Consider the following 13,373-nt stretch of genomic DNA (forward strand, 5'->3'; position numbering starts at 1 on the left):
GAGACGACACGCCCCACGACTTTCGGGGAGGGTCGCGGCGTTTCGTCTGCGGCTCGTTCCTCGCCTCCGCTCAACGACCGACTTACGCGTCAGAAGCTGCGCTCGAACTCCGCCAGCTGTGCGGCGACGCCGTCGAGGAAATCGTCCACGGCGTTCGCGTCATAGCCGGAGGTGAACCCGCGCGTGCGCGGAATCTCGCGCACCACGACGTCCTTCGCGCGCAGAGAGGCCTCTTCGCCGCGCTCCCACGACTCCAGGGCCGCCTGGCATTCGTCGAGTAGCTCGTCGACGCCCTCCGGCGCATAGACCGGCGTGCGGGCCGTGGCGAAGAGGGTGTGCGGCAGCCGGACGGCGGCGACGTCGGTGCTGCGCACCGCCTTCATCGGGCGAGCTGCTCGGCGAGTCCCGTGTACGTCGCCGGAGTCAGCGCCAGCAGGCGCTGCTTCGCGGCATCCCCGATCTCGAGGCCCTCGACGAACGACGCCAGCTCGGATGCCCCGACTCGGTGCCCGCGGGTGAGCTCCTTGAGCAGCGCGTAAGGGTCGGCGATCGTCGATCGACCGGCGACGACCTCGGCGCGGATCACGGTCTGGATCGCCTCGGCCAGCACCTCCCAGTTGGCGTCGAGGTCGGCCAGCAGCACGTCCCGCGCGAGCGATACCTCGTTCAGGCCCCGGCGCAGGTTGTCCAGCGCGAGCAGCGAGTGCCCGAGCGCGACGCCGATGTTGCGCTGCGTGGTCGAGTCGGTCAGATCGCGCTGCATCCGGCTGGTGACCAGCGTCTGCGAGAGCGAGCCGAGCAGAGCGGCCGAGAGCTCGAGGTTCGCCTCGGCGTTCTCGAACCGGATCGGGTTGATCTTGTGCGGCATCGTCGACGAGCCGGTGGCTCCCGCGACCGGGATCTGCGCGAAGTACCCCATCGAGATGTAGGTCCACATGTCGGTGGCGAGGTTGTGCAGGATGCCGCCGGCGTGACGGATGCGGTCGTACAGCTCGACCTGCCAGTCGTGCGACTCGATCTGGGTGGTCAGCACGTTGAATCCGATGCCCATGCCCTCGATGTACTCGCGAGCGACCGTCGGCCAGTCGACGTCGGGCTCGGCCGAGAGGTGCGCAGACCAGGTGCCGGTCGCGCCGGAGAACTTCGCCAGGTGGTCGGATGCCGCGATCTGGCCGCGCACACGTTCCAGGCGCCACGCGAACACCGCGAGCTCCTTGCCCATGGTCGACGGCGTCGCCGGCTGACCGTGGGTGTGCGACAGCATCGGAGCATCCGCGTGCTCGACGGCCAGCTCGCGCAGCTTGGCGATCACGGAGTCGAGGGCCGGCAGCCAGACCTCTTCGACCGCACGCTTCACGGTGAGCGCGTACGAGGCGGAGTTGACGTCCTCGCTGGTGCACGCGAAGTGCGTGAGCTCGGCGATCGCGTCCAGGCCCAGCGTCGAGAGCCGGTCGCGCACCAGGTACTCGACGGCCTTCACATCGTGCCGGGTGACGGCCTCCTTCGCGGCCAGCCAGTCGATCTCGTCCTGGCCGAAGTCGAGGTAGAGCGCGCGCAGCTGCTCCTTCTGCGCGTCAGCCAGCGGCGAGGTGCCGAAGATCGACCGGTCGGTGAGGGCGATGATCCACTCCACCTCGACCTCGACACGGGCGCGGTTCAGGCCCGCCTCGGAGAGGTAGTCGGCGAGGCCGGTCGTGGCGGCGCGGTAGCGTCCGTCGAGCGGGCTGAGCGGCTGGGCGGGAAGCTGCGTGGACAGGGGAGTACCTCCGGTTTCAGACGCGCGTGCGAGAGACTCGCAGTGCCGGTTCGAGCTGTCGGAACAGGCCGCGGGTCGCGACCTCAATCATATCCAGCACCGAATCGAACATCTCGGGCCCCGCGTAGTACGGGTCGGGCACGTCCATGCTCGACGCGTGCGCGTCGAAGGAGCGCAGCAGCGTGACCTTGCCCTCGTCGTCGTCGGTGCGCGCCCACTCGCGCAGGATGCGCTCGTGCGTGCGGTCGAGCGCGATCACGAGGTCGTTCTCGCGCCAGGATGCCGCGGAGAACTGCTTCGCCCTGTGCAGCGACCCGTCGTAGCCGTGTCGCTCGAGCGCATCCAGGGTGCGGGCGTCCGCGCGCTCGCCGAGATGCCAGTCACCGGTGCCGGCGCTCCGGGACACGAGACGCGAGGCCAGGCCGTGCTCCTCGGCGAGGGCGCGCAGGACGATCTCGGCCATCGGCGAGCGGCAGATGTTGCCCGTGCACACGAAGATGACGCGGAAGGGCGCCGGGTCGGTCATTGCTCCATTGTGCTCTCCGCGCGTCACGACCCGCATCCCACAGCGGGAGTTCACTCCGAGTTCTGCACAGCACCGCGCGGATCGCGGGTCGTGCGAAGAGACGGATGCCGCGACCCGAGCATCCTGGTGCACATGATCGACATCACCGCCCTCGACGTGTCCTCGCCCCAGGAGATGTGGGCGTGGGCGGTCACGACTCGGGCGCTGGAGGACGCAGTGGACGCTCTGTACACAGTGGGCCTTCTGCTGGATGCCTTGGCCGACACCACCGACTGGCGGGTGACGGCCGGTCAACTGGTGCGAGCGCGGATCCTTGCGGTGCGTCACGAGGTGCAGGAAGGCATCGTCTCGGTGCGCGAGCTGAACAGCCGGCTCGAGGCGGCGATGGCGTGATGGCGCAGCGGACGGACCCAGACGTGCAGGGCAGCGCAGCCGGGTTCGCGGCGGCGCCGATGGCTGACCGAGAGGGGCCACTGACTGCTCACGAGGTGCTCGCCGAGCGCAGTGAGCTCCAGATCCACTCCGGCGGGGCGATCGCCGTCGACACCGACGACATGCGGTCCGTCGCCGTGCAGCTGGACGCCGTGGCCAGCGGGCTCGGAACGGTGACGGCCGCTCTCTCCCGGGCGTGGCACGCTGTCAGCACCTCACCCGGGATACGGGCCCGGATCGATGTCGGCGGATTCGGCGACCGCGCCACCCATCTCGATCAGGTCCGTGACGATGTCGTGGATCACGCCGATCGCGTCCGGCTCATGGCTGACGCCTTCGAGTACGCGGACCTGCGCGCGAGACGCGTGTCCGCCGGTGTGGACCTCCCGGCGGAGCTGCAGAGCCGGCTGGAGGCCCTGGCCTCCGATCCTCGTGTGATGACGGAGGCGGAGATGTGGCTGCAGATCTGGGAGGACAACAGGTACAGCGGGGCGGATGCGGCGCGCGACGCCGCCGGCTGGACCTCGCTGCTGCCGTGGATCTTCGGGCTGCCACTCGGCGCCCTGTCGGCGATCGGTGTGCCGGCGGCACTGGCTTGGGGGTCCGAGCACGCGAAGAGGCGGAGTCTGGGCACGATCGAGCCCGGTGAGCGGCTCACCGGCGCGGCACCCGCGGTGATGCTGGAGAAGACCGTGACGCTGGACAGGACCGCGGCGCGGATCCGGCCGCCGAGCGGCACGGCGGAGGCCTTCGCGCGGGTTCGAGACGGCGACAGGAACCAGCACGTCCGCATCGACAAGTACACGATGGCGGATGGCACGGCGCAGTACCAGGTGTTCATCGATGGCACCGACGCCATGCTGAACACCGGCGACAGCCCCTGGAACATGCGCTCCAACAGCGACATGTACCTCGATCGCCGCGTGAGCGCGTCTTACGAGGCGGTGCGTCAGGCGGTGGCGGACTCAGGGATCCGTCCTGGAGACACCATCGACATCGTCGGGTACTCCCAGGGCGGCATGATCGGGTCGTTCCTCGCGGCGGACGGAGACTACGACGTCAGGTCTCTCACGACGTTCGGCAGCCCGACGACGGTGGCGCTGGGTGCGCGCACGCTGGTGGCTGAACTGAGGAACACGAACGAGCTTGTCGGCGGCGCGCTCTCGGCAGGCGGGTCCGCGGGCACGACCGGTTCGAAGGACAGCTTCGTCGCGATGCGCGACACCGGGTCGCACACAGTGGTCGGTGCGCACCTGCCCGGTGCATACGAGCGCACAGCCGAACTCGTCGACGGTTCCGGCGATCCTCGTGTCGAAGCGCTGCAGGAATGCTGGAACGAACTGGATGCCGCGACGAACGTCGAGTCCTTCTCGTACCGCGCCCACGAGAAGGAGTGACGACTCAGCGCCCGGCGGCCGCCTTGCGCTGGGGGCGCAGGATGATCGAGAAGATCCAGTTGATGATCGAGATCACGATCGCCGCGACGATGCCCCACCAGAACGAGTTCACCTCGAGTCCCCAGCCGAAGAAGTGCGTGATCCAGGCGGTGAGCCAGAGCAGGAAGCCGTTGATGATCAGGCCGATCAGCCCGAGTGTGAGGATGTACAGCGGGAACGCGATGATCTTGATGACCGTGCCGATGATCGTGTTCACCAGTGCGAAGATCAGGGCGATGCCGAGCAGGGTGATGACCAGCTGGAGGTCCCCACCCGGTGGGAACGGACGCACGCTCACCTCGAGCACCGGCATGAGGGTGACGACCCAGATGGCGAAGGCGTTGACGACGACGCGGACGAGGAATCGCATGCTCCGAGTCTGACAGCCGAAGTCCCGCGGCGCATCAGCCACGCGTGTTGCACCGTGAGTCGGCGGCATCCGTCGCCCGCGGCGGTCATGGAAGACTCGATCCATGGCCTACGACTTCGAGACGGTGATCGACCGCACCGGCACCGGTGCCGCCAAGTGGGAGGAGATGCGCGAGGCGAACCCCGACGTGCCGCCGGGCATCGCGCCGTTCTCGGTCGCCGACCTCGACCTGGCCATCGCTCCCGAGATCATCGACGGCCTGCGCGAGCACCTCCGCACCGCGGTGCTCGGGTACACCGTGGCGACAGACGACTACTGGAACGCGGTGACCGGTTGGTTCCAGCGCCGGCACGGATGGAGCGTCGACCGCGAGCAGATCTCGCTGGCCCCGGGCATCGTCCCGGCCTTCTTCACCGCCATCCGCGCGTTCACCGAGCCCGGCGACGGCGTCATCGTGCAGACTCCGGCGTACTACCCGTTCTACCGGCGGCATCCTCTCCAACGACCGCACCGTGGTCGGCAACCCGCTGGTGCTGCGCGACGGGCGCTGGCGCCTCGACCTCGACGACCTCGAGACCAAGGCGAAGGACCCGCGCAACAAGGTGCTGCTGTTCTGCAGCCCGCACAACCCCACCGGCCGGGTCTGGGAGCGCGACGAGCTCGCGGCCGTCGCGCGCATCGCACTCGAGAACGACCTCATCGTCGTCAGCGACGAGATCCACTTCGACCTCGTGCTGCCCGGCAGCGCGCACACCGTGTTCTCGACCCTGAGCCCCGAGATCGCCGCCCGCACGATCGTGTGCACCGCTCCGAGCAAGACCTTCAACCTCGCCGGCATGCAGACCAGCAACATCGTCATCACCGATCCCGCGCTGCGCGAGACCTACAACGACGAGCGCACGCGCACCGGATTCTTCACTCTGAACGCTCTGGGCTTCGAGGCCTGCCGCCTCGCCTACACCGAGGCGGAGTCGTGGCTCGAGCACCTCATCGAGCTGGTCGCCTCGAACCACGCGTTGGTGCGCGCGTTCATGGCGGAGCGGATGCCGGAGGTCGTGGTGCACGACCTGGAGGGCACCTACCTGCAGTGGATGGACTTCCGCGCGCTCGGCCACGACGCCGAGGAGCTCGAGCGCATCAACACTGCCGAGGCGCTGGTGTTCTTCGATGAGGGCACGATCTTCGGGCCCGAGGGCGCCGGCTTCGAGCGGATGAACCTCGCGGCCCCCGCCCACGCGATCACCGCCGCCCTGGAGCGCCTCGCCGCGGCCTACGGTCGCTGACGGTCACTGTCGTCGACCTCCCCGGTCGTTGAGCCTGGATCCACCGATGGGCCCTTGGCGGGTGGGGTCGGTGTGGTCGGCGTGGGGTGATCCTGTCGCGGGCAGGGGTGGGTTCCGGGCGTCTCATCCCGGTCGTCCACTTCGTTCTCGGTCGTGCCGTCGTCGCGGCGGTGGTCAGCTTGCCGCTGATGGTGGTGGCGCGTGCGTAGTGATGAACAGCCGGTCGAACGCGCTCTGCCAGGGCCAGGCCTCGGGCAGGTGCAGGGTGATCCGGCGCGCGGACCGTGCCAGCCGTGCTGGCACTGAGATGAGGGTGCGGCGGATCGTCGCGGTCGTGGCGGTGGCGAGCCGTCCGGCGTGGTCGGCGATGAGTCCGGCAGCGCGGGTGAGGTTGAATGCGATCGTGGCGAGGACGAGCCAGGCGCTGTTGGCGGCGAAGCGGCCGGAGGGCAGGTGCGCGAGGGGGCCGTTCTTCAGGTCGGCGTGGACGTGCTCGATGATCGCGTGGGCGCGGTGGGCCCGGTCCGCGGCGATGGTGTTCAGGCGGTCGGCGGTGACGGTGGTGAAGAACGCGTGGTAGCGGAACGTGTCGAACAGAGGATCCTGGTCTGGCCTGGGGCGGTGGGCTTTCACGCGGCGCACGATGAGCCGTCCGGTGATGCCGCCGTGTTTGGCGAATGCGGTGAACCGGGTCTCGGCGACCTCCGCGTCGCTGACCATTTCGTCGGTGTCGGGGTCGAAGATCGCGTTCGGGTAGTGGATCGGTGTCCAGTCGTTCTCGGCAATGGTCGCGATCGCGGCGGTCACGGCGGGGTTGCGTTTGACGGTGACCGACACGTCGGCGCCGGCGGCGAGTGCTCGGGAGATGGTGGGGTGGCCGTAGTAGGCGGAGTCCGCGCGCATCAGCACCGGCCCGGCGGTGCCGGTGCGGCGCAGCAGAGTGAGCGCGTCGCTGAGGAGCCGGTCCGCGCCTCTGGGCGAGTTCACCTGCCCGCGGCGCAGCCGCTGGGCCAGGATCACCGGCGCCGACGAGGCTGTCGACGCGGTCACGACCGCCGCGTTCAGGCCCCGCACCCGGGAGTAGCCGATCCCGGCGCCCTGCTTGCGGGCAGAGTGCACCTCGATGACAGTGTCGTCGATATCGACGAACACGAACCCCGCGCCCGCCGACGCGGGGATGATCGGCGCCCGCGTGGCCAGGCCGGCCAGCACGCGAGCGGCGACCGCATCGAGCTGGCGGACATGCCCGAACGTGAACGCACGCAGGAACGAACCCAACGTCGACGGCGCATACACCGAGCCGAACAGCGACCGCATGCCGCCGTGACGGAGCAGATTCATGTCGTCGATCGAGTCCGCCCCGGCAAGCATCCCCGCCACCAGCGCCATGACCTTCGCACCGGCGTTGGCGCCCTTGTCTGTCGGGACTCTCAACCGCGATTGGGTGAGCTCGTCCAGGCCCGCGGAACGCGCGAGGCGGAGCATCGGGACCAGACCCGCAGCCGACACGAGATTCGGATCATCGAACACCGCGGACACAGCGGCCGGAGCATGCTTGAATTGCATCTACGAGATGCCTCTCGCTTCGGGGAACTAGAACCTTAGACCAGCTCTATTTTCCCTGATCCGGGAGGCATTTCCGCGTTACGGCACCCGCTCAACGCCCACGCTCATCGGTGGATCGAGGTTGAGCGAGCGAAGCGAGACGAAACGCTTTCAGGTCAGCTGAACGCGTTCCGTCTCGCTCGTTCCTCGCTCGCTCAACGACCGACGGTGGTCACGTGCGCGGCGAAGCGCGCGGCGATCTCAGGCAGCTCCAGCCTGCTCTGCGCGACGTCCAGCACGAGGTCGAATGCCTCATCCGTCTGCATGTCGATGATGATCCCGTTGAGCTCGAAGAAGGTGAGCGTCAGGATCCATGAGAACCGCTTGTTGCCGTCGAACAGCGGATGGTTCTGCGCCAGCGATGACATCAGAGCCGCGGCCTTGACCTCGATCTCGGGGTAGGCCTCGACTCCGAACATCGAGCTCGCGGGGCGTGCGAGCGCGGACGCGAGCAGCCCGATGTCGCGCACATGCAGACCGAGAGCGTCGAGGATGCCCATTGCCTGGGGAAGCTCGACATACCGGATCATGCGTCTTCGAGCTTCGTCATCAGCTCCGAGTAGCGGTCAGCGACGCCGAGAGCGATGCCCACGGCCTCCTCGGTCGTGACCTCTTCGCGGACGAATCGGTCCGCGGCTTCGATCAGCAGCGCGTGTTTCGACGTGTGGCGTCGCTCGGCAAGCTCGCTCAACTGCGCGTCGAGCTCCGGAGGGATCCGCACCGTCATGGCCATACCAGAATGGTACCACTCGGGCATCCGCCCGGCCTCTTAGACTCATACCGTGACTGAGCCGATCCTGCCCCGCATCCGTCCCGAGATCGCGGCGCTGCCGCCGTATCGCCAGGGCAAGCAGGCGGGCGCCGACGCGTTCAAGCTGTCCAGCAACGAGAACCCGTTCGAGCCGCTGCCGTCGGTCGTCGAGGCCCTGCAGCACACCACCCCGGTGAACCGCTACCCGGATGCCACGGCCGGCGCGCTGCGCGCGCGACTCGGGGAGAAGTACGGCGTCGCCTCTGATGCCGTGCACGTCGCCGCCGGGTCGGTGTCGATCCTGCATCAGCTCGTGCTCGGCACCTCGAGCGTCGGCGACGAGGTCGTCTACGCCTGGCGCTCGTTCGAGGCGTACCCCAGCCTGCCCCTGGTCGCCGGAGCCACCGGCGTGCAGGTGCCGCTCGCCGCGGGCGCTCGGCATGACCTCGACGCGATGGCCGACGCGATCACCGACCGCACCCGCGTCGTCATCGTGTGCACCCCGAACAACCCGACCGGCCCGATCGTCACCACCTCCGAGTTCGCCGCATTCCTCGAGCGCGTCCCTCAGGACGTGCTGGTCATCCTCGACGAGGCCTACGCCGAGTTCGTCACCGCTCCCGACGCCGTGGACGGGCTGAAGGAGCGCATCTTCGAGACGCACCCGAACGTCGTCGTGCTGCGCACGTTCTCCAAGGCGTACGGGCTGGCCGGCCTGCGCGTCGGCTATGCGATCGGGCATCCGCGGGTGCTCGACGCGGCCCGCACGACCGGCATCCCCCTGTCGGTCACCAGTGCGGCCGAGAACGCGGCGATCGCCAGCCTCGATGCCGAGGACGAGCTGATGCAGCGCGTCGCCGTGATCGTCGAGCGACGCGACCGCCTCGTGGCCGGCCTGCGCGAGCTGGGCTGGAAGGTGCCCGACTCGCAGTCCAACTTCGTGTGGCTGCGCACCAAGGAGCGCACCGATGAGATCGCCGAGGCCTTCGTCGCCGCGGGTCTGATCGTCCGTCCGTTCTCGGGCGACGGCATCCGCATCTCGGTGGGCGAGGAGCAGTCGCTCCCGAAGGTGCTCGAGGTCGCCGCTTCTGTTCGTTGAGCGAGCGGTGGTCGTTGAGCGAGCGCCAGCGAGTCGAAACGCAGAGACGAAACGCCCCGAGTGATCTGAGAGCGTTTCGTCACTTCGACTCGCTCCGCTCGCTCAGTACGGCGCTCGGTCGCTGCGCTCCCTCGCTCAACGACCCGGGGAGAACCGGACGATTCTCCGTGATCCGGGCAGAAACAAGGGGCTCCTAGTTATGCGTGACCGGGCATGCGGGCGCGGGTACCGTGGAGCGGGTGACCACTCCTGAGACCCCCTCGTGCGCGTCCTGGACGCAGACGGACGGTTCGCTCCCACGGATGCCGCAGCGCAGTATCTGCCCCTGATCGAAGCGCTCACCGACGCCGAGCTCGAGCAGTTCTACCGCGACATGGTCGTCATCCGCGCGATCGACACCCAGGCCACCAATCTGCAGCGTCAGGGCCAGCTGGCCCTGTGGCCGCCGAGCCGCGGACAGGAGGCCGCGCAGGTCGGCTCGGCCTACGCCGCCCGCCCGCAGGACACGATCTTCCCGTCGTACCGTGAGCACGTCGTCACCCGCATCCGCGGCGTCGACCCGGTCGACATCATCAAGCTGATGCGCGGTGTCTCGCACGGCGGCTGGGACCCGACCGACCCGAAGAACGGCAACACCCGGCTCTACACGCTGGTGCTCGGCTCGCAGACCCTGCACGCCGCCGGGCTTCGGCATGGGTCTGGCCTTCGACGGCAGGTGCGGCACGGGCGATGCAGAAATCGACGAGGCCGTTGTGGTCTACTACGGCGACGGCGCCTCCAGCCAGGGCGATGTGCACGAGGCGATGGTCTTCGCCGCGAGCTACGACGCCCCCGTGCTGTTCTTCCTGCAGAACAACCACTGGGCCATCTCGGTGCCCGTCGCCACGCAGTCGAAGGTTCCGCTGGTCGGCCGCAGCGCCGGCTACGGCATTCCCTCGGTGCGTGTCGACGGCAACGACGTCCTCGCCAGCTACGCCGTTTCACGCAAGCAGCTCGACGAGGCGCGCGCCGGCGGCGGCCCCCGCGCGATCGAGGCGGTGACCTACCGGATGGGCGCGCACACCACGAGCGACGACCCCACGAAGTACCGCGCGAGTGCCGAGGAGCAGGAGTGGTCGCTGCGCGACCCGATCGTCCGCATGCGCGGGTTCCTGGAGGGCAAGGGCGCCCCGGCGGAGTTCTTCGCCGACGTGGATGCCGAGGCGGCGGATGCCGCGGAGGACCTGCGCTCGCGCAGCGTGGCGCTGCCCGACCCCGGCCCCGACGCGATCTTCCGGCACGTCTACAGCGAGCCGCATCCGCTCATGGCCGAACAGTCGACCTGGCTCGCCGACTATGAGGCATCCTTCGAGGGAGGCGCAGCGTGACGATTGAGACGATGCCCCTCGCGAAGGCGCTCAACGCCGGCCTGCGCAAGGCCATGCAGGACGACCCGCGCGTGCTGCTGATGGGTGAGGATATCGGCCCGCTCGGCGGCGTCTTCCGCGTCACCGAGCAGCTGCAGGCCGAGTTCGGCGACCGCCGCGTGCTCGACACCCCGCTCGCCGAGTCCGGCATCGTCGGCTCCGCGATCGGCCTCGCGATGGCCGGGTTCCGCCCGGTGTGTGAGATCCAGTTCGACGGCTTCGTGTTCCCGGCGTTCGACCAGATCACCACGCAGCTCGCGAAGATGACGAACCGGCACGAGGGCGCGCTCTCGATGCCGATCGTCATCCGCATCCCCTACGGCGGGCACATCGGCGCGATCGAGCATCACCAGGAGAGTCCGGAGGCGTACTTCGCGCATACTCCCGGCCTGCGCGTGGTCAGCCCGTCGACGCCGAACGACGCGTACTGGATGATCCAGGAGGCGATCGCCTCGAACGACCCGGTGATCTTCCTGGAGCCGAAGAGCAAGTACTGGCAGAAGGGGGAGGTCGAGCTGGATGCCTCGGCCGCGCCGCTGCACGCGACGCGCATCGTCCGCCGCGGCAGTGACGTCACGCTCGTCGGCCACGGCGCGATGGTCACCACGCTGCTGCAGGCCGCGGCGCTCGCCGAGGCAGAGGGCACCAGCTGTGAGGTCATCGACGTGCGCTCGCTTTCGCCGGTGGACTACGGCCCGATCCTCGACTCGGTGAGATCCACCGGTCGGATGGTCTACGCCCAGGAGGCCCCCCAGCACACCAGTGTCGGCAGCGAGATCGCGGCGACCGTGATGGAGCGCGCCTTCTACGCGCTCGAGGCGCCGGTGCTGCGCGTCTCGGGCTTCGACACCCCGTTCCCGCCGGCCAAGCTCGAGGGCGCCTACCTGCCAGACGCCGATCGCGTCCTCGAAGCCGTCGACCGGTCCCTCGCCTACTGACGCCTCTTCCCTGGTCATTGAGCGACGAACGCAGCGAGGAGAAGAAATGGGTCCGACACGTTTCGTCTCGCTCCGCTCGCTCAACGACCGCGAACGAGTAAGGATCAACTCATGAGCACTCAGACCTTCACCCTCCCCGACGTCGGCGAGGGCCTCACCGAGGCCGAGATCGTCAGCTGGAAGGTCGCCCCCGGCGACACCGTCGCGGTCAACGACGTCATCTGCGAGATCGAGACGGCGAAGTCGCTCGTCGAGCTGCCCTCGCCGCACGCGGGCGTGGTCGGTGAGGTGCTCGTCGCGGAAGGGAAGACGATCGACGTCGGCACCCCGATCATCACCTTCGTCACCGAGACGGCGGATGCTGCGGCTCGTGAGCGAGCGAAGCGAGACGAAGGGCCGGCACCGGCCGCCGAGGGCGGCGGCGCTGTGCTGGTCGGCTACGGCACCGGGGGAGGGGCGACCTCGCGGCGCCGGAAGCCGGCCGAGCGCCCGGTGCGTTCGTCCGTCGGGGTAATCGCGAAGCCGCCGATCCGCAAGCTCGCCCGCGACCTGGGAGTAGATCTGGCATCCGTCACGCCGACCGGCGCCGATGGAGAGGTGACCCGCGACGACGTCATGAAGCACGCCTCGCAGGCCAGCGTCTTCCGCAACATCGAGACCCCGGAGTGGGGCGACGTGCGCGAGGAGGTCCTTCCGGTTCCTGAGCCTGTCGAAGGGCCGGGGGGCCTCGCCCGCGGCATCCAGCCCGGCAGCGACCCGGCACGCACCGAGGCGATCCCGGTGAAGGGCGTCCGCAAGGCGAGCGCCAACGCCATGGTGCAGAGCGCCTACTCGGCCCCGCACGTGACGGTGTGGAAGGAGGTCGACGCCACCCGCACGATGGAGCTCGTCAAGCGGCTGAAGGCCTCGCCCGACTTCGCCGACATCAAGGTGTCGCCGCTGCTGATCATGGCGCGCGCCGTGATCTGGGCGCTGCGCCGCACCCCGATGGTCAACGCCGCCTGGGTGGACACCGCCGACGGCGCCGAGATCGCCGTGCGGCACTACGTGAATCTCGGCATCGCCGCGGCGACGCCGCGCGGGCTGATCGTGCCGAACATCAAGGACGCCCAGACGCTCGGCATGAAGGACCTCGCCCGTGCGCTGAACCGTCTCACACTGACCGCACGCGAGGGCAAGACGGCGCCGGTGGATCAGCAGGGCGGCACGTTCACGATCACGAACATCGGTGTGTTCGGGATGGATGCCGGCACGCCGATCATCAACCCCGGCGAGGCGGGCATCGTCGCGATGGGCACGATCGCGCAGAAGCCCTGGGTCGTCGACGGCGAGGTGCGCCCGCGGTGGGTCACCACGGTCGCCGGCTCGTTCGACCACCGCGTGATCGACGGCGACGGCATGAGCCGCTTCATCGCCGACGTCGCCGCCATCCTCGAGGAGCCCGCGCTGCTCGTCGACTGAGATCCCCGCTCGTTGAGCGAGCGAAGCGAGACGAAGCGCCTTGACGTGACCTGCTCGCTCAACGACCCGGGTGTTCGGCCTTCTGGTCGTTGAGCGAGCGAAGCGAGACGAAACGTCTTGACGTGACCTGGGACCGTTTCGTCTCGCTCGTTCCTCGCTCGCTCAACGTCCCGGGTGTTCGGCCTTCTGGTCGTTGAGCGAGCGGAGCGAGACGAAACGTCTTGACGTGACCTGGGACCGTTTCGTCTCGCTCGTTCCTCGCTCGCTCAACGACCCGGGTGTTCAGCTCCCCGCTCGTTGAGCGAGCGGA

13 protein-coding genes and 1 pseudogene are annotated in these 13,373 nt (G+C 68.8%); 7 read left to right on the forward strand and 7 right to left on the reverse strand.

From position 1 onward, the window contains the following. Positions 1-89: 89 nt before the first annotated feature. Genes L2X99_RS14745 through L2X99_RS14755 form a run of 3 tightly spaced genes read right to left on the reverse strand, consistent with a single transcriptional unit; the run spans position 90 to position 2,282 of the window. Complete coding sequence (locus L2X99_RS14745) at positions 90-383, reverse strand: DivIVA domain-containing protein (protein WP_236126086.1); 294 nt, start codon at positions 381-383, stop codon at positions 90-92. Beyond that, the gene (purB, locus tag L2X99_RS14750) at positions 380-1,756 is read right to left on the reverse strand and encodes an adenylosuccinate lyase (protein ID WP_236126814.1); all 1,377 of its coding nucleotides are present in this window, start codon (positions 1,754-1,756) and stop codon (positions 380-382) included. The genes L2X99_RS14745 and purB overlap by 4 nt, the downstream gene beginning before the upstream one ends. A 16-nt stretch (positions 1,757-1,772) precedes the next feature. Beyond that, entirely contained in the window at positions 1,773-2,282 is a 510-nt protein-coding gene (locus L2X99_RS14755) for a low molecular weight protein-tyrosine-phosphatase (protein WP_236126085.1), read from the reverse strand. Between the two features lie 132 nt (positions 2,283-2,414). Between L2X99_RS14755 and L2X99_RS14760 the strand changes: the two genes are divergently transcribed. Both L2X99_RS14760 and L2X99_RS14765 read left to right on the forward strand, forming a co-directional pair. Beyond that, the gene (locus tag L2X99_RS14760) at positions 2,415-2,675 is read left to right on the forward strand and encodes a hypothetical protein (RefSeq protein WP_236126084.1); all 261 of its coding nucleotides are present in this window, start codon (positions 2,415-2,417) and stop codon (positions 2,673-2,675) included. Positions 2,676-2,734: 59 nt separating this feature from the next. Then, positions 2,735-4,111 (forward strand): ESX-1 secretion-associated protein, encoded by a 1,377-nt coding sequence (locus L2X99_RS14765; protein ID WP_236135324.1) that lies wholly within the window; start codon positions 2,735-2,737, stop codon positions 4,109-4,111. A gap of 4 nt (positions 4,112-4,115) precedes the next feature. Here the strand turns inward: L2X99_RS14765 and L2X99_RS14770 are convergent, their stop codons facing one another. Then, positions 4,116-4,520, reverse strand: a complete 405-nt coding sequence (locus L2X99_RS14770; protein WP_236126082.1) for a phage holin family protein — start codon at positions 4,518-4,520, stop codon at positions 4,116-4,118. 512 nt (positions 4,521-5,032) lie between these two features. Here L2X99_RS14770 and L2X99_RS14775 point away from each other — a divergent pair. Then, positions 5,033-5,803 (forward strand): MalY/PatB family protein, encoded by a 771-nt coding sequence (locus tag L2X99_RS14775; protein ID WP_236135325.1) that lies wholly within the window; start codon positions 5,033-5,035, stop codon positions 5,801-5,803. Positions 5,804-5,977: 174 nt separating this feature from the next. On the opposite strand, the gene L2X99_RS14780 is transcribed toward L2X99_RS14775, so the two are convergent. From L2X99_RS14780 to L2X99_RS14790, 3 genes are all read right to left on the reverse strand, one after another. After that, entirely contained in the window at positions 5,978-7,369 is a 1,392-nt protein-coding gene (locus tag L2X99_RS14780; RefSeq protein ID WP_236135326.1) for an IS1380 family transposase, read from the reverse strand. A gap of 194 nt (positions 7,370-7,563) precedes the next feature. Beyond that, positions 7,564-7,938 carry a type II toxin-antitoxin system death-on-curing family toxin gene (locus L2X99_RS14785; protein WP_236126080.1) on the reverse strand — a complete coding sequence of 125 codons (375 nt, stop codon included), beginning with the start codon at positions 7,936-7,938 and terminating at the stop codon, positions 7,564-7,566. Continuing rightward, positions 7,935-8,165: a CopG family ribbon-helix-helix protein gene (locus tag L2X99_RS14790; RefSeq protein WP_236126079.1), complete on the reverse strand. Its 231-nt coding sequence runs from the start codon at positions 8,163-8,165 to the stop codon at positions 7,935-7,937. Before L2X99_RS14790 ends, L2X99_RS14785 begins: the two co-directional genes overlap by 4 nt. Before the next feature lie 25 nt (positions 8,166-8,190). Here L2X99_RS14790 and L2X99_RS14795 point away from each other — a divergent pair, with 25 nt between their 5' ends. The 4 genes and pseudogenes from L2X99_RS14795 (at position 8,191) to L2X99_RS14810 (ending at position 13,063) form a co-directional block, all read left to right on the forward strand. Then, positions 8,191-9,258 (forward strand): histidinol-phosphate transaminase, encoded by a 1,068-nt coding sequence (locus tag L2X99_RS14795; RefSeq protein ID WP_236135327.1) that lies wholly within the window; start codon positions 8,191-8,193, stop codon positions 9,256-9,258. Between the two features lie 262 nt (positions 9,259-9,520). Beyond that, a pseudogene (locus L2X99_RS14800) lies at positions 9,521-10,625 on the forward strand (thiamine pyrophosphate-dependent enzyme). Between the two features lie 11 nt (positions 10,626-10,636). Continuing rightward, positions 10,637-11,602 (forward strand): alpha-ketoacid dehydrogenase subunit beta, encoded by a 966-nt coding sequence (locus L2X99_RS14805; protein WP_236126813.1) that lies wholly within the window; start codon positions 10,637-10,639, stop codon positions 11,600-11,602. A gap of 111 nt (positions 11,603-11,713) precedes the next feature. Beyond that, complete coding sequence (locus tag L2X99_RS14810; protein WP_236126078.1) at positions 11,714-13,063, forward strand: dihydrolipoamide acetyltransferase family protein; 1,350 nt, start codon at positions 11,714-11,716, stop codon at positions 13,061-13,063. The last annotated feature ends 310 nt before the right edge of the window (positions 13,064-13,373 follow it).

This window comes from Microbacterium sp. KUDC0406 (assembly GCF_021582875.1).
In the GTDB taxonomy this organism is placed as follows: Bacteria; Actinomycetota; Actinomycetes; order Actinomycetales; family Microbacteriaceae; genus Microbacterium.